General features: G+C 69.9%; 16 protein-coding genes. 8 read left to right on the top strand and 8 right to left on the bottom strand.

Annotated features, from left to right (window positions below):
• Positions 1-10 precede the first annotated feature (10 nt).
• From ACOMD9_RS00080 to ACOMD9_RS00055, 6 genes are all read left to right on the top strand, one after another.
• Positions 11-1,627: an ABC transporter ATP-binding protein gene (locus ACOMD9_RS00080; RefSeq protein ID WP_421411312.1), complete on the top strand. Its 1,617-nt coding sequence runs from the start codon at positions 11-13 to the stop codon at positions 1,625-1,627.
• A 72-nt stretch (positions 1,628-1,699) separates the two neighbouring features.
• Positions 1,700-3,085, top strand: a complete 1,386-nt coding sequence (locus ACOMD9_RS00075; protein ID WP_421411309.1) for an FAD-binding oxidoreductase — start codon at positions 1,700-1,702, stop codon at positions 3,083-3,085.
• Positions 3,086-3,163: 78 nt separating this feature from the next.
• Entirely contained in the window at positions 3,164-4,270 is a 1,107-nt protein-coding gene (locus ACOMD9_RS00070; protein ID WP_421411307.1) for a pyridoxal phosphate-dependent aminotransferase, read from the top strand.
• 218 nt (positions 4,271-4,488) lie between these two features.
• Positions 4,489-5,238: an SDR family oxidoreductase gene (locus ACOMD9_RS00065; RefSeq protein ID WP_421411304.1), complete on the top strand. Its 750-nt coding sequence runs from the start codon at positions 4,489-4,491 to the stop codon at positions 5,236-5,238.
• A 47-nt stretch (positions 5,239-5,285) separates the two neighbouring features.
• Positions 5,286-6,137: a fumarylacetoacetate hydrolase family protein gene (locus ACOMD9_RS00060; RefSeq protein WP_421411301.1), complete on the top strand. Its 852-nt coding sequence runs from the start codon at positions 5,286-5,288 to the stop codon at positions 6,135-6,137.
• A gap of 40 nt (positions 6,138-6,177) precedes the next feature.
• Positions 6,178-7,818: a UxaA family hydrolase gene (locus ACOMD9_RS00055; RefSeq protein ID WP_421411299.1), complete on the top strand. Its 1,641-nt coding sequence runs from the start codon at positions 6,178-6,180 to the stop codon at positions 7,816-7,818.
• A gap of 204 nt (positions 7,819-8,022) precedes the next feature.
• On the opposite strand, the gene nanR is transcribed toward ACOMD9_RS00055, so the two are convergent.
• The 8 genes from nanR to ACOMD9_RS00015 form a co-directional block, all read right to left on the bottom strand.
• Positions 8,023-8,745, bottom strand: a complete 723-nt coding sequence (gene nanR / locus ACOMD9_RS00050) for a transcriptional regulator NanR (RefSeq protein ID WP_421411296.1) — start codon at positions 8,743-8,745, stop codon at positions 8,023-8,025.
• An 89-nt stretch (positions 8,746-8,834) separates the two neighbouring features.
• Positions 8,835-9,911 (bottom strand): Ldh family oxidoreductase, encoded by a 1,077-nt coding sequence (locus tag ACOMD9_RS00045; RefSeq protein ID WP_421411293.1) that lies wholly within the window; start codon positions 9,909-9,911, stop codon positions 8,835-8,837.
• Positions 9,912-9,936: 25 nt separating this feature from the next.
• On the bottom strand, positions 9,937-11,316 hold the full coding sequence (locus ACOMD9_RS00040; protein ID WP_421411290.1) for a TRAP transporter large permease: 1,380 nt from the start codon (positions 11,314-11,316) through the stop codon (positions 9,937-9,939).
• Between the two features lie 31 nt (positions 11,317-11,347).
• Positions 11,348-11,899: a TRAP transporter small permease gene (locus tag ACOMD9_RS00035; protein ID WP_421411288.1), complete on the bottom strand. Its 552-nt coding sequence runs from the start codon at positions 11,897-11,899 to the stop codon at positions 11,348-11,350.
• A 67-nt stretch (positions 11,900-11,966) separates the two neighbouring features.
• Complete coding sequence (locus ACOMD9_RS00030) at positions 11,967-12,962, bottom strand: sialic acid TRAP transporter substrate-binding protein SiaP (protein WP_421411285.1); 996 nt, start codon at positions 12,960-12,962, stop codon at positions 11,967-11,969.
• 100 nt (positions 12,963-13,062) lie between these two features.
• Complete coding sequence (locus ACOMD9_RS00025) at positions 13,063-14,265, bottom strand: four-carbon acid sugar kinase family protein (RefSeq protein WP_421411282.1); 1,203 nt, start codon at positions 14,263-14,265, stop codon at positions 13,063-13,065.
• Positions 14,262-15,260, bottom strand: a complete 999-nt coding sequence (gene pdxA, locus ACOMD9_RS00020; protein ID WP_421411279.1) for a 4-hydroxythreonine-4-phosphate dehydrogenase PdxA — start codon at positions 15,258-15,260, stop codon at positions 14,262-14,264. The genes ACOMD9_RS00025 and pdxA overlap by 4 nt, the downstream gene beginning before the upstream one ends.
• Entirely contained in the window at positions 15,257-16,021 is a 765-nt protein-coding gene (locus ACOMD9_RS00015; RefSeq protein ID WP_421411276.1) for an SDR family NAD(P)-dependent oxidoreductase, read from the bottom strand. Before ACOMD9_RS00015 ends, pdxA begins: the two co-directional genes overlap by 4 nt.
• A gap of 223 nt (positions 16,022-16,244) precedes the next feature.
• Here ACOMD9_RS00015 and ACOMD9_RS00010 point away from each other — a divergent pair, with 223 nt between their 5' ends.
• Both ACOMD9_RS00010 and ACOMD9_RS00005 read left to right on the top strand, forming a co-directional pair.
• On the top strand, positions 16,245-17,552 hold the full coding sequence (locus ACOMD9_RS00010; protein WP_421411273.1) for an L-fuconate dehydratase: 1,308 nt from the start codon (positions 16,245-16,247) through the stop codon (positions 17,550-17,552).
• A complete protein-coding gene (locus ACOMD9_RS00005) occupies positions 17,549-18,976 on the top strand; it encodes an FAD-binding oxidoreductase (protein ID WP_421411270.1) in 1,428 nt (475 codons plus the stop codon). The genes ACOMD9_RS00010 and ACOMD9_RS00005 overlap by 4 nt, the downstream gene beginning before the upstream one ends.
• Positions 18,977-19,083 lie beyond the last annotated feature (107 nt).

The following is a 19,083-nucleotide window of genomic DNA, read 5'->3' as shown; positions in this document are numbered from 1 at the left end:
AGGAAACCCCATGCCCGATACCCTGCTGAGCATTCGCGACCTCACCATCGCCCTCCCCAGGGGCGCCGACCGCGACTTCGCCGTCGAGGACGTCAGCTACGACGTCGAGCGCGGCGAGATCATGTGCGTGGTCGGCGAGTCTGGCTCCGGCAAGTCGATGGCCGCCAATGCCCTCATGGGCCTGCTGCCCAAGGGCGTGCGGGCGACCCGCGGCGAGGTGATCTTCGACGGCCAGGACCTGCTGTCGCTCACCGAGAAACAGCATCGACAGCTGCGCGGCCTGCGCATCGGCATGATCTTCCAGGAGCCGATGACCGCCCTCAACCCCTTGATGCGGGTCGGCGCACAGATCAGCGAGGTGTTCGAGGCCCACCGCCGGCTGACCCCCAGACAGCGCGCGGATCGTGCCCTGGAGCTGCTGATCGAGGTGGGCATCCCCCAGCCCGAGAAGGCCATCCGCGCCTACCCCTTCGAGCTCTCCGGCGGCCAGCGCCAGCGGGTGATGATCGCCATGGCCCTGGCCCTGGAGCCGGAGCTGCTGATCGCCGACGAACCCACCACCGCACTTGATGTCACCACCCAGGCGCAGATCCTCGACCTGATCGGCGACCTGCAGCGCCGCCGCGGCATGGCGGTGATGTTCATCACCCATGACTTCGGCGTCGTGGCCGAGATCGCCACCCGGGTCTGCGTCATGCGCGAGGGACACATCGTCGAGCTCGGCGTGGCCCGGGAGGTGCTCGACAACCCCCGGCATGCCTACACCCGGGCACTGATCGACGCCATACCCAGCAACGCCATGCCGGCCGCCCGCGAGGCCGACCAGGGCGCCCCGCTGCTCGAGGTCAGGCAGCTGCACAAGGTGTTCCGCTCCCGCGGGGGACTGTTCAAGCCCGCCCGCGAGGTGCGCGCCCTGGACGATGTCAGCTTCTCCATGGCGCGCGGCGAGACGGTGGGGATCGTCGGCGAGTCGGGCTCCGGCAAGTCGACCCTGGGGCGCTGCGTGGTGCGCCTGGAGCGACCGGACAGCGGCGAGCTGCTGCTCGACGGCGTCGACTTCACCAGCCTCAGGGGCGAGACCCTGCGCCGCGAGCGCCGGCGGGTACAGATGATCTTCCAGGACCCCTATGCCTCCCTCAACCCGCGCATCCGGGTCGGCATGGCCATCGCCCAGGGCCCCATCGCCAACGGCGTGCCCAGGCGACAGGCGCTGGAGGAGGCCGGTGACCTCCTCGACCTGGTCGGCCTCGGCGCCGCCTCGGCCGAGCGCTTCCCCCACGAGTTCTCCGGCGGCCAGCGCCAGCGCATCGGCATCGCCCGGGCGCTGGCGCTGAACCCCGAGCTGATCGTCGCCGACGAGGCGGTCTCGGCGCTGGACGTCTCGATCCAGGCCCAGATCCTCGAGCTCCTCGAGGACCTCAAGCAGAAACTCTCGCTGTCGCTGCTGTTCATCACCCACGACCTGCGGGTGGCCGCCCAGATCTGTGACCACATCATCGTCATGCAGAACGGCCGCATCGTGGAGCACGGCACCGCCGAAGCGGTCTTCCTCTCGCCCCGCGAGGCCTACACCCGCGAGCTGCTCGACGCCATTCCCGGCCGCGCCCAGGAGCTGGCCAGCGCCTAAGCCCGCTTTGGGGTCTGACCCTGCAGTATACTTCGGGGTCTGACCCCGCACGATCAGGAGCCCGAATCAGGTATGGATGCACTACTCGAAGAGATCACCGCCATCGTCGGCGCCGGCAATGTCCTCACCGGCGACGACGTCAACGCGCGTCGCGTCGATTGGCTGAGCGGCGCCCCCTGCCGTGCCGGGGCCATCGTGCGCCCCGCCGACACCGCCGAGCTCGCCGCGGTGATGCGCGCCTGTCACGCCGCACGGCAGCCGGTGGTCACCCATGGCGGCCTGACGGGACTGGTGCATGGTGCCGAGGCCGCCCCCGACGAGCTCGCGATCTCGCTGGAACGCCTGGCCACCATCGAAGCCGTCGACCCGGTGGGCGGCACCCTGACGGTCCAGGCCGGCGCCCCGCTGCAGGCGGTCCAGGAGGCGGCCGAAGCGGTCGGCCTGCAGTTCGCCCTCGACCTCGGCGCCCGCGGGAGCTGCACCATCGGCGGCAACATCGCCACCAACGCCGGCGGCATCCGGGTGATCCGCTACGGCATGATGCGCCAGCAGGTGCTCGGGCTGGAGGCGGTGCTGGCCGACGGCCGCGTGGTCAGATCCATGAACCGCATGCTCAAGAACAATGCCGGCTTCGACCTCAAGCAGCTGTTCATCGGCAGCGAGGGCACCCTGGGGATCGTCACCCGGGCGGTGCTGCGCCTCCAGCCACCGACCCCGGATGTCCAGACCGCCCTGGTCGCCTGCCCCTCCTTCGCGGCGCTGACCGGCCTGCTCGGGCACCTGGGTCGGGCACTGGGCGGCAGCCTGGCCGCCTTCGAGGTGATGTGGCAGAGCCATTACCGGCTGCTGACCGAGGAGAGCGGACGCCACACCCCGCCACTCGCCACCGACGCCCCCTTCTACGTGATCCTCGAATCCCTGGGCACCGACCCGGAAAGCCACGGCGCCCTCTTCTCCCGCGCCCTGGCATCCGCCCTGGACGCGGCGCTGATCGGCGACGCCGTGATCGCCCACTCCGAGGCCCAGCGCCAGGGCATCTGGGCGATCCGCGAGGACATCGAGGGATTGATCCAGGCCCTCGCTCCGCTGTTCACCTTCGATGTCAGCCTGCCGATTCCCGAGATGGCCGGCTACGTCGACGCCCTGGAGCAGGCCCTGGCCCGCGAGCGCCCCGGTGCCCGCATGGTCACCTTCGGCCACCTGGGCGACGGCAACCTGCATATCTCCATCGGCGCCGGGGACGCCGGCGCCGGGACGCGTCGCGCCGTGGAACGGCTGGTCTACGCACCGCTGGCCGACCTCGGCGGCTCGATCTCCGCCGAGCACGGCATCGGCCTGGAGAAGCGCGACTACCTGAAGCTGTCGCGCACCCCCGAGGAGATCGCCCTGATGCGCACCCTCAAGCAGGCCCTGGATCCCCTGGAGCTGCTCAACCGCCACAAGGTGCTGCCCCCCTGATGCGCGGCCACACCATTCAGCTTCGCCCCTCACTATGCGACAGTGACCCTTCAACACCGGTGATTCCACGGAGACCCCATGCCCCGTTTCCCCGACCACCTGCTGGGCGACGGCCCGACCAACCCCTTCCCCGGCATCCGCGTGCTGGAGCGTCGGCTGGGCCGCGAGATTCCCCATCGCCTGGGTTCCAACGAGGGCCTCGACATGCCCCATGACGCCCTGCGCCGGCATTTCGGCGACGCCATGGTCGAACATGTCTACTGCTATGGCGACGCCGAGGCCCTGGGCATCCGCCAGCGCCTGGCCGACCAGCAGGGCCTCCCGCTCGAGGCCATGCTGGTGGATGCCGGTGCCGACAGCCTGATCGCCCTGGCGCTTCGCACCGTGGCCACCGCCGGCTGCAGCGTCGTGGGCACCAGCGGCACCTACCCCACCTTCGGCTACTTTGCCCGCGGCCAGGGCTGCCGCCTGGTCGAGGTGGCCTATGACGAGGGTCCCGGCCGCCTGGCCCCGGACCTCGAGGCGCTGCTGGGCGCCGCCCGCCGGCATGATGCCCGCCTGGTCTACCTGGCCAACCCCGACAACCCCAGCGGGCACCTTCACGACGACGACGCCATCCGCCAGCTGCGCGCCGAACTGCCCGACGACTGCTGGCTGCTGCTCGACGAGGCCTACCACGACTTCCGCGAGGATGCCGACGGCCCCTTTTCCCGCGAGGTGCTGCCCGGGGTGATCCGACTGAGGACCCTGTCCAAGGCCCACGGCCTGGCCGGCCTGCGCGTCGGTTACGCCATCGCCGAACCCGAGACCCTGGCGATGATGATGAAGGTGCGCATCCACTACGCCGTGTCGACGCTCTCCCAGGCCGCCGCCGAAGTGGTGCTCGACCACCCCCGGGAAAGCCGGGCGCATGTCGCCGCCGTCCTCGAACGCCGGCAGCGCCTGGCGGACCACCTGCGCGGCCTCGGCGCCGAGGTGCTGCCCAGCGCCACCAACTTCATCGCCATCCGCCTGCCCGACGCCGACCTGGCCGAGCGCATCAACCGCGAGCTGCTGGAGGCAGGGCGACTGATCGCCCGTCCCGCCAATCCCGGTCTCGGCCATGTCCTGCGCATCACCGCCGTGGAGGACGCCCTGGTGCCCGGTCGGCTGGCGATCCTGGAAGAGGCGCTGGCGTCACGCTGACCGGCGCCAGCCCCCTTCGCCTCGCCACGCGGGCGGCCCTCGGGGCCGCCCGTTTCGCGTTCATGGCAGGCCGGTTGGCAAGCCCCGGAAACTGATCCATACTCGGAATACTCGTCAGGCAGGTATCCTGTCATACCATACGACGGTGGCCGGCCATGGCCAGCCGATGCCGGACGTGCACGACACCAACAACCGATACCAACCACCAGGGACCGGACATGCGACTGCACAACAAGACCGCCCTGATCACCGCCGCCGCCCAGGGCATCGGCCGCGCCACCGCCCTGCGCTTCGCCGCGGAGGGGGCCCGCGTGATCGCCACCGACATCGACGCGGAGAAGCTGCAGGAACTCGACGCCACGCCGGGCATCGAGACCCGCCGCCTCGACGTGCTCGACCCCGCCGCGATCACCGCCCTGGCCGAGGCACTGCCGGCGCCGGACATCCTGTTCAACTGCGCCGGTTTCGTTGCCGACGGTGCCCTGCTCGAGTGCGAGGAGGCCGACTGGGAACGCTCCCTGTCGCTGAACGTCACCGCCATGTATCGCCTGATCCGTGCCCTGTTGCCCGGCATGCTCGCGCGTGGCGGCGGCAGCATCATCAACATGGCGTCGGTGGCCTCGAGCCTCAAGGGCGTACCCAACCGCTTCGCCTACGGCACCTCCAAGGCCGCGGTGATCGGCCTCACCAAGTCGGTGGCCGCCGATTACGTGGCCCGCGGCATCCGCTGCAACGCGATCTGCCCGGGCACCGTCGACTCGCCGTCGCTGCGCCAGCGCATCCGCGACCAGGCGACTCGCCAGGGCCTGTCGGAGGAGGAGGTCTACCGGGCCTTCACCGACCGGCAGCCACTGGGTCGGCTCGGCACCCCCGAGGAGATCGCCGCCCTGGCCACCTACCTGGCGTCGGACGAGTCGGGCTACACCACCGGCACGGCCCAGATCATCGATGGTGGCTGGCTCAGCTGAAGCCACTTCCCCGGCAGACACCCCCGAACGACAAGGAACCCCACGACATGAAACTGCTGCGCTTCGGCCCCAGGGGCCACGAGAAACCCGGCATGCTGGACGCCACCGGCGTGATCCGCGACCTCTCGGCCCATGTCCCCGACATCGACGGCCCCCACCTGGGGCGCGACCGCCTGGCGATGCTGGCCGGCCTCGACCCGAGCCGACTGCCCGAGGTGCCCGCCGACACCCGTCTCGGCCCCTGTGTCGGCCGTGTCGGCAAGTTCATCTGCATCGGGCTCAACTACTCGGATCACGCCGCCGAGACCGGCGCCGAGGTTCCCCCGGAACCGGTGGTCTTCAACAAGTGGACCAGTGCCATCTGCGGCCCGGATGACGATGTCATCATCCCCCGCGGCTCGCGGAAGACCGACTGGGAGGTCGAGCTCGGCGTGGTGATCGGCAAGGCCGCGCGCTACGTCGACGAGGCCGATGCCCTGGACCATGTCGCCGGCTACTGCGTGATCAACGACATCTCGGAGCGGGAGTACCAGCTCGAGCGCAGCGGCACCTGGGACAAGGGCAAGGGCTGCGACACCTTCGGCCCCATGGGCCCCTGGCTGGTCACGCCGGACGAGATCGCCGACCCGCACGACCTGGCCATGTGGCTCGAGGTCGACGGCCACCGCTACCAGGACGGCAGCAGCCGCACCATGGTCTACCGCATCCCCTTCCTGATCAGCTATCTCAGCCGCTTCATGAGCCTGCAGCCCGGGGACGTCATCTCCACCGGCACCCCGCCCGGGGTGGGCATGGGCCAGACCCCGCCGGTCTACCTGCGTCCCGGCCAGCGCATGCGGCTGGGCATCGAGGGGCTGGGCGAGCAGTGCCAGTCGCTGGTCACCGAGGAGCCGGGCTGAAGCGCCCGGCCGCCATCGATCCCCTGCCAGGAGCCAGACGATGACCCAACCCATTGCCAGCGATGCCGGGCGGCTCGCCACCTTGCGAGTGCACCCCGCCGACAATGTCCGCGTGGCACTCAAGGACCTGCCCGAGGGCTGCGAGGTGGAGGGCGACGGTCGCCGAATCCGCCTGGCCGAGGCCGTTCGCCACAAGCACAAGTTCGCCCTGCAGCCGCTGGCGGCGGGTGACAGCGTGATCATGTACGGCGTCACCGTCGGCCGTGCGACCCGTCCCATCGCCGAGGGGACCGCCATCACCACCGAGAACACCGAACACGGCACGGCCACCACCACGCCCCAGGCGCGACGCGGCCACTGGCAGGCACCGGATACCGGCGCCTTCGCCGGCGCCACCTTCGAAGGCTACCACCGCCCCGATGGCCGGGTCGGCACCGCCAATGTCTGGCTGGTGGTCCCCCTGGTGTTCTGCGAGAACCGCAATATCGAGGTGCTGCGCCAGAGCGTCGCCGATGCCCTGGGCGAGGACCCCTACCGCGACTACAAGCGCATGGCCCGGGAGCTGCTCCACGGCACGACGCAGGCCGAGGAGGCCGCCCTGCCCCGCGAGCGGCTCTTTCCCAACGTCGACGGCGTGCGCTTCCTGACCCACACCCTGGGTTGCGGTGGCACCGACGAGGATGCCCAGGCGCTCTGCCGGCTGCTGGCGGGCTACATCTGCCATCCCAACGTGGCCGGCGCCACCGTGCTCAGCCTGGGTTGCCAGAAGGCCCAGATCGAGATGCTCAGGAGCGCCGTCGCGGCGCGCGACCCGCAGGGGCTGCGCCCGGTGCACTACCTGGAACAGCAGGCGAGCGCCAGCGAGGAGGCGCTGATCCGCGAGGCGCTGACCACCATCTTCGACGGGCTCGCCGAGGCCAACCGGGTCGAACGGAGCGCCGCGCCCCTCGGCGAACTCTGCATCGGGGTGGAGTGCGGCGGCTCCGACGGCTTCTCGGGACTGTCGGCCAACCCCCTGGTGGGGGCGGTGATCGATCGCCTGGTGGCGCTGGGCGGCAGCGGCATGCTCAGCGAGTTCCCCGAGCTGTGCGGCGTCGAGCACGAACTGATCGCCCGTTGTCGCGATGACCGGGTCGCCGAGCGCTTCACGGCACTGATGGACGCCTACCAGCGCCATGCCGCCCGGGTCGGCGCCGACTTCTCCATGAATCCCTCGCCGGGCAACATCCGCGACGGCCTGATCACCGACGCCATGAAGTCCGCCGGTGCCGCCAAGAAGGGGGGCGACAGCCCCATCGTCGACGTGCTCGACTACACCGAGCCACAGACGCGCAAGGGGCTCAACCTGCTCTGCAGCCCGGGCAACGACGTCGAATCCACCACCGCCCTGGCCGGCTCCGGCGCCAACCTGATCCTGTTCACCACCGGCCTCGGCACCCCCACGGGCAACCCGGTCACCCCGGTGCTGAAGATCTCGAGCAACAGCGAGCTGGCCAGGCGCATGGCCGATGTCATCGACTTCGATGCCGGGCCGATCATCCGCGGCGAGGCGACGATCGACGAGCTCGCCGACCGGCTGCTGCAGCAGTGCATCGACACCGCCTCGGGGCGCTATCGCCCCCGGGCCGTGTCGCTGGCCCAGTACGACTTCATCCCCTGGAAGCGCGGCGTCTCGCTCTGAGCCCCGGAGGACTCCACCGGGGCGCCTGACGGCGCCGATCGCTCGGCGGAGCCAAGCTCCCGCAAGGCAGGGAATCGACCACCCCATGGAGCCAGCTCCCCCAGGGGCGGGGATCTGCCTCCCTGTGGGAGCCGCGCTATGCGGGGCGATTCGCCGCGAAGCGGCGCTGGCGGTCCTGCCCCCCGTCGGTAACACCTGACCGGCTTACCCCGCGTCGGAAAGGCGCTTCTTGAGCTGCATGTAGGTGCCGTAGTGACGATCGAGGTGGCGGCGCATGGCGGCCTCGGCGGCATCCGGGTCGCGGGATTCGATGGCCTCGACGATCTCGGTGTGGGCCGCCAGCGCCGCCTTGTCCTCGCCCTTCTGCTGCAGCACCTGGGCCCGGCGATCGTCGAGCCACTCGGAGAGTGCGACGTGGATGGCATCGAAGATGGGGTTCTGGCCGATGCTGGCCAGCACGCCATGGAAGTCGTTGTCGGAGCGCTTGAAACGCGCCTCGTCGCCCAGGGCGTCGCGGTTGTCCTGCAGGGCATCGCGCAGGTGCGCGAGGTCCTCGTCGCTGGCGTGGCGAGCGGCATAGCGCGCCAGGGAGATCTCGAACAGCGCGCGGGCCTCCTGGAAGTACTGCTGCCCGTCGGGCTTGGAGAGCAGTTGCCGGGTCACGCCGGACAGGCGCGCCATCACCGCCTCGGCAGTCGGCCGGATCACCCTTGCCCGGGTGCCGCTGTTGATGGCGACCAGCCCCAGCTGCTGGAGATGGAAGAGCGCTTCGCGTACCGCCGGGCGGCCGACGCCGAACTGCTCCATCAGCTCCCTTTCCGACGGCAGCTGGTCGTTCTCGCTGAGCCGCCCCTCGAGGATCTCCGCCTCGAGCTGTTCGGAAACCTGTTCGGAAAGCGTCTTGCGCTCCACCCGGTATCTGGTCATGCACCCTCACTCCTGACTGTGCGAAACGGGATCGTGGACGTCACCCCACTCGTTGCGGCCATTTTACCGCATTCTGCAGGCATATCCTGTCACTCCAGCCGCGTCGGCGGCACGACGTCGAATGCGTCGGCCAGCGCGGCGTAGGCGGCCTGGTTGGCGCTGTCGAGGGGAATCCCCTCGGCATCGCGTCGTGCCAGGCAGCGCCACTCGCGGTCCCCCGGCGCCAGCACCTCGGCACCGGGAGCGGCCGGCTGGGCCCGCAGGTCGGCCAGGTAGTCGGCCAGGCAGGCGGCAAAGGTCGCCTCGTCGACGAAGGCCGCCGGGTTCAGCGCCAGGAAGAAGTGCCCGACGCCGCGGGGCGTGGCCATGTCCGGCCCCCCCATGGGCAGCAGGCGGAAGCCGTTGAGCATGCCGGAAAGCGTCGAGCTCAGCACCTCGACCATGCCGCCGAGACCCGCCCCCTTGAAGCCGAAGTCGCTGCCGCCCAGGGGCAGCAGGGCCGCGACCTCGGCCGGTATCCGGGTCACGTGCCCCTCGGCGTCGGCGGCGACCTGGTCCGGCAGTTCGCGTCCGATGGCCCCGTACTGCTGGACGCGGTTCCAGGGCACCGAGCTGGTGGCCATGTCCAGCAGGTAGGGCGACTGCCCCGCCACCGGCGCCGCGAAGGCGATGGGGTTGGTGCCATGGAAGGGCGCCAGGCCCTCGTGGAGCAGGACGAAGGGGTCCGAATTGCACACCGCCAGGCCGATCATGCCGCGCTCGGCGGCGGCCAGCGCATAGCAGCCGGCGGCGCCGAAGTGGGAGGAGTGCCCCACCGCCACCGCCCCCATGCCGACCTCCCCGGCCATCGTCACCGCATGCTCCATGGCGGTGTAGCCGGCCAGGTGGCCGAAGCCGTCGCCGGCATCCAGGAAGCCGGTGGCCGGCAGGCGCCGGGTGAAGCGCATCTCGGGCGCCCCCTGGATGCGCCCCCCCTGCAGCGCCTTGATGTAGTGCGGCAGCAGCCGCAGGCCGTGGCTGTCGGTGCCCATGCGCGAGGCGGTGACCAGGGCGCGGGTCACGGCGGACGAGGATGCCGCGTCGGCGCCGGCCCGGCGCAGCACCTCCAGCATGAAGCGCTCGAGGTCGGCAACGGCGAGGCGAAAGTCCGTCTGGTGGTCCGTCATGGGCGGTACGCGTCCTTCAGTGGGATCAACGGTAGATGAGGGTCGGCAGCCACATGGAGATCGCCGGGACGAAAGTCACCAGCAGCAGCGCGATCACCAGCGGCACGAGGAACGGCAGGGTGCCGTGCATGCACTTCTCGAAGGAGATGTGCGAGACGCGGGACAGCACATAGAGCACCATGCCGACCGGGGGCGTGAGCAGGCCGATCATCAGGTTGAGCACCATGATCACCCCGAAGTGCACCGGATCGACACCGGCCGCCACCACCACCGGCAGCAGCACCGGCACCAGGATGGTGATGGCGGCGATGGTCTCCATGAAGCACCCGACCACGATCAGCACCAGGTTGGCGAACAGCAGCACGGCAAACTGGTTGTCCGAGAAGGGCCCCATCAGCGCCACCACGTGCTGGGTCACCTGGTTGCTGGTGAGGATCCAGGCGAAGATCGACGCCCCGGCCACGATGAACAGGATGATCGCCGTGGTCTCGATGGTCTCCATGCTCACCCGCATCAGGCGCCGCCAGGTCAGGGTGCGATACACCACGGTGCCCAGGAAGAGTGCGTAGATGACCGCGGCGATGGCCGCCTCGGTGGGCGTGAAGGCGCCGGTGATGATACCGCCGACGATGATCACCGGCGTCAGCAGGGAGAGGAACGCCCGTTTGGCGGCGTGGCCGAGGAAACGCACGGAGAAGCTGGCATCACGCGGGTAGCCGCGCCGCCGGGCGAGCACCGTGATCATCACCATCAGTACCGCCCCCATCAGCAGCCCGGGAATCAGGCCGGCGGCGAACAGCTGCCCCACCGAGGCGGAAGCCATGACCCCGTAGATCACCATCGGCAGGCTGGGGGGAATGATCGGGCCGATAGTGGATGACGCCGCGGTGATGCCGACGGCGAACCCCTGGTCGTAGCCGGCATCGCGCATCGCCTTGATCTCGATGGTCCCCAGCCCGCCGGCGTCGGCCACCGCGGCGCCGGACATGCCCGAGAAGACGATGCTGGCGCCGACATTGACGTGACCCAGCCCCCCGCGCATCCAGCCCATCAGGGCCTTGGCAAAGTCGAAGATACGGGTGGTGATACCGCCGTTGTTCATCAGGTTGCCGGCAAGGATGAAGAACGGAATCGCCAGCAGCGGGAAGCTGTCGACGCCGTTGATCATGCGATGGGCCACCACCACGTCGGGGACCTGGCCGCTCAGGTAGATGTACATCAGGCACGAGCCGGCCAGGGCCATGGCGATGGGAATCCCCACCAGCAGCATGGTGAACAGGCTGACGAAGAGGAAGGTGAGGTAATGTCCCTGGATGGCCAGGAACAGGCACAGCGCAACGGCCAGGGCGGCGATGACGGGGGGCACCAGAAGCCCTCGCCGCGTGGTAAGCAGGGTGGTCGTCATGCACGGTCTCCGGGGCTGGCGATAGGCAGGGTCATGGTTCGTCGTCCGTGAAGAGGATCTCGCTGGTGCCCTCCCGGCAATGACGGATGGCCACCTGGATCGACCGCAGCAGCATCAGCACGAAGCCGGCGAAGACGACGTAGTAGAGATAGCTCTTGGGAATGTCCACCGAGACCATCATGGCACTGGTGCGGTCGGCCAGCTGGTAGCTGATCCAGCAGCCGCCGACGAGAAACACGATGCGTGCCAGGTCGACGAGCAGCGCCATGACCAGGCCGATGCGACCGGGCATGTAACGGTAGAAGAATTCCACGGCGATGTGCGAATTCCTCCTGACCGCCATGGCACTGCCCAGAAACCCGACCATGATCAGGAAATAGCGCGCCATCTCCTCGGTCCAGGCGATGGAATCGCCCAGCACGTAGCGCGTGAAGAACTGCAGAAAGACGATGCCCAGCAGCACCCAGAACAGCACCAGGGTGACATAGTCCTCGACGGCGTACTCCCTGAAGTCGAAATGATCCAGCTCCTCGGCCTGGATCTCACCCAGTTGCTGCTCGGGAGGCAAGCGATCCTCAGACATGGCGATCTCCTTCGTACCGCCGCCCGACGGAAACCGTCAGGCGGCGATGTCCTGGGTCAAGTGCGGATCACTGGCCGAGGGCCTGAACCCGGTCATAGGTCTCCTGGTCCCAGGTGGCTGCCTCGCCATTGTGGTGCGGCACGACAGCCTCGCGGAACGGATCGGTCTCCACCTCGTTGACCGTGGTGCCCTGCTCCTCGAACCAGGCCACCAGGTCGGCTTCCTGCTGCTGGATGTCGGCAGTGATGCGCTCACCGGCCTCCATGTACACCTCGCGGAAGATCTCGCGATCCTCCTCGGAGAGGCGATTCCACAGCGGCCCGCCGGCGATGGTGATCAGCGAGTCGGTGATGTGGCCGGTGAGGTTGATGTAGTCCTGCACCTCGTGGAAGGCCTTGGCACGGATGGTGGGCAGCGGGTTCTCCTGGGCATCCACCACGCCCTGCTGCAGGGCCAGGTAGACTTCGGCGAAGGCGATGGGGGTCGGGTTGGCGCCCACGGCCTCGGGGAACATCATGTACATCGGCGCGTTGGGCACGCGAATCTTCAGCCCCTGCATGTCCGCCGGTTTGTTGATCGCCTTGTTGGAGGTGGTGTGACGACGGCCGTAGTAGTTCATGGCCAGCGGCACGTTGCCGGTAGCGTCCTGATAGCCCTGGGCGATCTCCTGGAAGAGGTCGCTGTCGGCGTACGCGCGCCAATGGTCGAAGTCGCGGAACATGTAGGGCGCGCCGGCAATGCCGATGGGCCCGTAGAAGCGGCCGGCGAACTGGTTGCCGGTGTAGATGAGGTCGACGGTGCCCAGCTGCAGGCCCTCGTTGATGTCAGCCTCCTTGCCCAGCGACGAGGCGGGATGCACCTCGATGGTGTAGCGACCATCGGTGCGCTCCTCGATCTCCCCCGCGGCCCACAGCGCCCACTCGTGGTAAGGCTCGGAGGTCTCGTAGACGTGGGCGAAGTTGAGCTTCTCCTGGGCCTGGGCCATCCCGGCGATGCCGATGCCCGAGGCCAGCAGCGTCATGGATACCAAGCGGGCCAGCTTGAGTTGGCGTGGTTGAGTCATCTTGTTGTTCTCCTTCAGGCTGAGTGTCTTGCTGTATACGTATCATACCACCACTGACAAACCTAGCCGCTCTCGAGTGGTGCTGCAACTTCCGCGATCGTCAACTTTGGTCACAGCGCCCCTCCCCGCGGCCGACGCCCCCCAGCACGCGCTCCAGCGCCACCAGCAGGTCCGGCTCACCGAAGCCGCCCGCCTTGGTGATCACCGGCCGCCGCGGGTCGCCATCGAGGCGGCCCAGGGCCACGCCGGGCGCCCACTCGGCCTCGACCTCGATGGTCTCCACGCCGAGTCGCTGGAGCACTGCCATGGCGATGTCACCGCCGGTCAGCAGCAGCACCCCGGCTCCCGCCGGCCACTGTGCCACCTGCATCGCGACCCGTTCGCCCATGGCCGCGGCGACGGCCTCGGCCGACGCCTTCCCGGTCCCCGTGCCGGGTACCACCACCATGCCGCCCTCCCCCCCTGCCGGCGCTTCCGCCTGGGGGCGTAGCGCCTCGATCACCGGCAGGCGGGGCGAGGCCTGGCGCAATCGCGCCAGCTGCTCGGCGGCACGGGGGCTGCGCGACCCCACCGCATAGAGGCGTCGCTCGAACGTCCCCAGCGACTCCCGGCGGGCCCGCAGGCAGCCGAACTGGTGCTGCGCCATGGTGGTGGCCAGCCCCGCCGCCCCCACCACCAGCCACTGCGAGGTCTCGGCGGCCAGGGCCCCGTAGACATGGGCCAGGTCGGCCTGGTCGGCCGTATCGCAGACGCAGTCCCCGGCCGGCAGGGATGCCCCCGGCGCCGGCCGATGGCGCACCAGGGGCAACCCCTGCCCGGCGAACAGCCGGTCCAGTGCCCCCGGCGGCGGCGCCGAGCGGGCATCGCGGCCATAGGCCGTCGAGGCCAGTGGCTCGCCGTCCACATGGACCTCGGCATTGCGCACGGTGCGCCCCTGGGCCGGCACCGCCGGGGCCAGCAGCAGGCGGCGACCGGTCACCCGGCGCAGGGCGAGGGACTCGGCCACCACCTGGCCGCGCAGGGTGGAGTCGATCTTCTTGAACCACAGCCCGGGCTCGGCCCGCGCCAGGCAGCGGGCCGCCCACTCCACCCGTGCCGCCGCGGCCTCGGGGGCCAGGTGGCGCGACTCGGTATTGACGGCGATCACCTGGGGCAGCTCGCCCTCCCAGGCCTCGAGCGCCCCCTCGAGCCGCTCCAGCGCGATCACCACCCGCGTCGAGGCGCCGCGGGCGGCGAAGGGGGCGGCGGTATCCAGCGCACCGGTCAGGTCGTCGGCGATGATCGCCACCCGGCAGCGGCTCATGGGCGACTCCCCGCCGCCAGACGGCGAGCGTAGTCGATGGCCGACCCCAGGTTGGTGGCATCCGCCCGGCCCTGCCAGGCGATATCGAAGGCCGTGCCGTGATCCACCGAGGTGCGCTGGATCGGCAGGCCGAGGCTGACGTTGACCGTGGTGTCGAAGGCGATCAGCTTCACCGGGATATGGCCCTGGTCGTGGTACTGGGCCACCACCAGGTCGAACTCGCCGCGGCTCGCCCGGTAGAAAACGGTGTCCGCCGAGATCGGCCCCTGCACCTCGAAGCCCTCGTCGCGCAACGCCCGTACCGCCGGGGCGATGATGCGGTCATCCTCGTCGCCGAAGATGCCGCCCTCGCCGCAGTGCGGATTGAGCCCCGCCACGGCGATGCGTGGCGACGCCATGCCCAGCTTGACCAGGTGCGCGTGGCCCGCCTTGACCGTGTCGGTGATGCGCTCGGGGGTGGCCCGTTCGATCGCTTCGCGCAGCGACACATGGGTGGAGACATGCAGGGTCGAGAGCGTCTCGGAGGCCAGCAGCATGAAGGAGGACGGCGCCCCGGTCAGCGCCGCCAGCATGCCGGTATGGCCGTCGTAGTGATGGCCGGCGGCATGCAGCGCCGCCTTGTTGAGCGGTGCGGTGACGATCACCCCGGCACGCCCCGCCTGCACCAGCCCCACCGCCGCCTTCACGCAGCGGAAGGCCATGTCGCCGGCGGCGGCGCTGATGCGGCCGTCGGGGAGCTCCTCGTCCGCGGGCCGCTCGACCACCGCGACCGCGACGCTGCCTTCGGGCGCGGCCCGGTCATCGAGCGCCGCGAACGTCACCTCGGCCCCGAGCAGGCGTGCGGCCCGGCGAAAGATCGCCGGATCCCCGACCACCAGGGTGGTGGCGCGCTCGGCGGGCGCCATGGCCGCCAGCGCCCGGCATATGATCTCGGGGCCGATCCCGGCCGGGTCGCCCATGGTGATGGCGATGTCGTAGCGGGTCGCGGTACTCATGGCATCAACTGCCCGCCGTTGACCTCGATGACCTGCCCGGTGACATAGCCGCTCAGGGCATCGGTGGCCAGGAACAGGTAGGCCCCCACGCACTCCTCCGAGGTACCCAGCCGGCCCATGGGGATCGAGGCGCGGGCGGCCGCCATGTGGTCCTCGTTGGAGTGGCGGCCGTGGAAGTCGGTGGCGATGGTGCCGGGAGCCACGCCGTTGACGCGGATGTTGTCGCCGGCCAGTTCCTTGGCCATGTTGCGGGTCAGGGTGCTGACGAAGCCCTTGGCCGAGGCATAGAGGCCGGCGCCGAGCCCGCCGCCGTTGCGCGCCGCGATGGAGGTGGTATGGATGATGTTGCCGCCGCCCTGACGGCGGAAATGCGGCAGCGCCGCCCGGCTCGCCATCACCACGGAGCGGGCGTTGAGGTCCATCACCCGGTCGTACTGGGCATCGTCCATCTCGTCCAGCGAGACGCGACCCAGCATGTCGCCGGCGTTGTTGATCAGCACGTCCAGCCCGCCGAGCTCGCCGGCCGCCTCGTCGACGATCCGCGCCGCCTCGCCGGCGCGGCTGACGTCACCCTTGACCGTGAAGGCCTCGCCGCCGGCCTCGCGGATCGCCGCCACCACCGCCTCGGCCGGCGCCTCGCTGGCGTGATAGTGCACCGCCACCCTGGCCCCGAGCGCGCCGAGCTGCCTGGCCACCGCGGCCCCGATGCCACGGCTGGCGCCGGTCACCAGTACCCGCTTGCCTTTCCATTCGTCGAACATGCCGCCCTCCCGATGCGTGTCATTGCGTGTTGTCAGTGAGTCGCCGGCCAGCCCGGCTATCGACGGGTCGCGACCCGTTGCTATAGTGTCTATGGCATACCTGTCATACAAGACTACATCAATAGCATGCCAGGCCGGGCCTGGCCAGTTGCCGGCCCATCGTCCCGCCAGCCGGCGGGCCCGGGCCGGATGGCACCGTCCGCCACCACCACAGGAGACCCCCATGCCCACCATCACCCGCGTCGAGGTTCAGGACATCCGCTTCCCGACCTCGCGATCGCTGGACGGCTCCGACGCCATGAACGCCGCGCCGGACTACTCCGCCACCTACGTGATCCTGCATACCGACGAGGCCGACGGCCCCCGGGGCCACGGCCTGACGTTCACCATCGGCCGCGGCAACGAGATCGTGGTCACCGCGGTGAAGTCACTGGCACCACTGGTCGAGGGGCGCGATCTCGCGGCGATCACCGACGACATGGGGGCCTTCTGGCGGGCCATCACCGGTGACAGCCAGCTGCGCTGGATCGGCCCCGACAAGGGGGCGATCCACCTGGCCACGGCAGCCATCGTCAATGCGGTGTGGGACCTCTGGGCCAAGCGCGAGGGCAAGCCGGTGTGGAAGCTGCTGGTGGACATGACCCCCGAGCAGCTGGTGCGCTGCCTGGACTTCCGCTTCGTCACCGATGCCCTGACCCCGGAGGAGGCCATCGCCCTGCTGCGCAGGCGGGAGGCCGGCAAGGCCGAGCGCGAGGCCGAGATGAGGCGCGACGGCTTCCCCGGCTACACCACCTCCGCGGGCTGGCTCGGCTACCCCGACGACAAGGTGCGCCGGCTGGCCCGCGAGGCGCTGGCCGAGGGCTGGACCCACTTCAAGCAGAAGATCGGTGGCGACCTCGACGAGGACGCCCGTCGCGCCGCCCTGCTGCGCGAGGAGATCGGCTGGGAGAGGGTCCTGATGATGGACGCCAACCAGGTCTGGGAGGTCGACGAGACGGTGGCGAAGATGCGCCGCCTGGCCGAGTTCGACCCGCTGTGGATCGAGGAGCCCACCAGCCCCGACGACATCCTCGGCCATGCCGAGATCCGCCACCGCGTCGCCCCGATCGGCGTGGCCAGCGGCGAGCACTGCCACAACAAGGTGATGTTCAAGCAGTTCTTCCAGGCCGAGGCGCTGGACTACTGCCAGCTCGACGCGGCCCGCCTAGGTGGACTCAACGAGGTGATCCTGGTGGCACTGATGGCCGCCAAGTTCGGTGTCCCGGTCTGCCCCCATGCCGGCGGCGTGGGGCTGTGCGAGTATGTCCAGCACGTGTCGCTGTTCGACTATATCGCCGTGTCGGGCAGCCTGGAGGGACGCGTGCTGGAGTACGTGGACCACCTGCACGAGCACTTCGTCGATCCGGTGGTGATACGCCAGGGCCGCTACCAGGTGCCCACCGCGCCCGGCTACAGCATCACCATGCACCCCGAGTCGCTGGCGCGGCACCGCTACCCCGAGGGAGCCGCCTGGCAGGAGAAGGAACGATGAGCACGCGCCCCGAGATCCTGGAACAGCTCGTGGAACGGCTCGGCCGGCACGCGCTGCTCGACGACCCCGCGGAGATGGCGCGCTATACCAGCGACTGGGCCGGTGACCGGCTGGGCATGCCGCTGGCCGTGGTGCGTCCGGCGTCCACCGCCGAGGTCGCCGAGGTGGTCACCCTGTGCCGGCGACACGCCGTGCGCATGGTGCCCCAGGGCGGCCACACCGGCCTGGTGGCCGGCGCCCTGCCCGAGGCCGACGGCGGCGAACTGGTGATCAGTCTCGAACGCCTGAACCGCATCCGCGAGATCGACCCGGTCAACTTCACCATGACCGTGGATGCCGGCTGCGTGCTCGAGACCGTCAAGCAGGCCGCCGCCGAGCACGACTGCGACTTCCCCCTCTCGCTGGGCGCCCAGGGCAGCTGCCAGATCGGCGGCAACATCGCCACCAACGCCGGCGGGCTCAACGTGCTGCGCCACGGCATGATGCGCCAGCTGGTGCTGGGCCTCGAGGTGGTGCTGCCCGACGGCCGCATCTGGGACGGCCTCGATGCCCTGCACAAGGACAACCGCGGCTACGCCCTGGACCAGCTGCTGCTCGGCAGCGAGGGCACCCTGGGCATCGTCACCGCCGCGGTGCTCAGGCTCTGTCCCCTCCCCGACCAGTCCCGCACCGCCCTGCTCGGGCTTCCCTCGGTGGAGGCGGTGGTCGACCTCTACGGCCTGGCCCGGCGAGGCTGCAGCGACCTGCTCACCGCCTTCGAGCTGATCCCGCGGCGCTGCATCGAGCTCGCCATGGAGGCCACGCCATCGCTGCGCGATCCCATGGACGCCCCCCACCCCTGGTACGTCCTGATGGAGGTCGCCGCCACCGGCCCGGTGGATCTCGGCGCCATGATCGAGCAACTGGTGGAGAAGGGCATGGAGCGCGACCTGATCCTCGACGGCGTGCTGGCCGGCAGCGAGGCCCAGGCGCAGCAGCTGTGGCAGTTCCGCGAGAGCATGCTGGAGGGGCAGCGCCGACGCGGCGAACACCTGCGCACCGACATCTCGGTACCCATCTCGACGATTCCCGCCTTCGTCGACGCGGCGAGCCGGGCGGTGATGGCCGAATCCCCCGATTGCGAGATCATCGCCTACGGCCATGCGGGTGACGGCAACCTGCACTTCAACATCCTGCCCCCCCGCGACATGGCCGAGGCCGACAAGCGCGACCACCTGCACGCCCTGGAAACGACGCTGTTCGAGGTGCTCGACGGCTTCGGCGGCAGCCTCAGCGCCGAGCACGGCATCGGCCGCACCAAGCAGGCCGCCTACCTGGCCCGCCTGTCGCCGGTGGAACGCGAGCTCGCCGAGGGCATCAAGGCGCTGTTCGACCCCGACGGCCTGATGAACCCCGGGCGTATCCTCCCGGCCCCGAAAGCCTGACCCGCTGGCGATCACCACCCGGGGGTCTGGCCCCGTGGGGAAAGGACACCGACCCGGCCAGCCGCCACCCAGGGGTCTGACCCCCGCGGGGGAAGGACACCAAGCCG

Origin of the sequence: Halomonas terrestris, assembly GCF_049166755.1 — a bacterium.
Taxonomy (GTDB): Bacteria; Pseudomonadota; Gammaproteobacteria; order Pseudomonadales; family Halomonadaceae; genus Halomonas.
The sequence above is the reverse complement of the archived record's forward strand: the minus strand, read 5'-3'. Positions and strand labels throughout refer to the sequence as shown.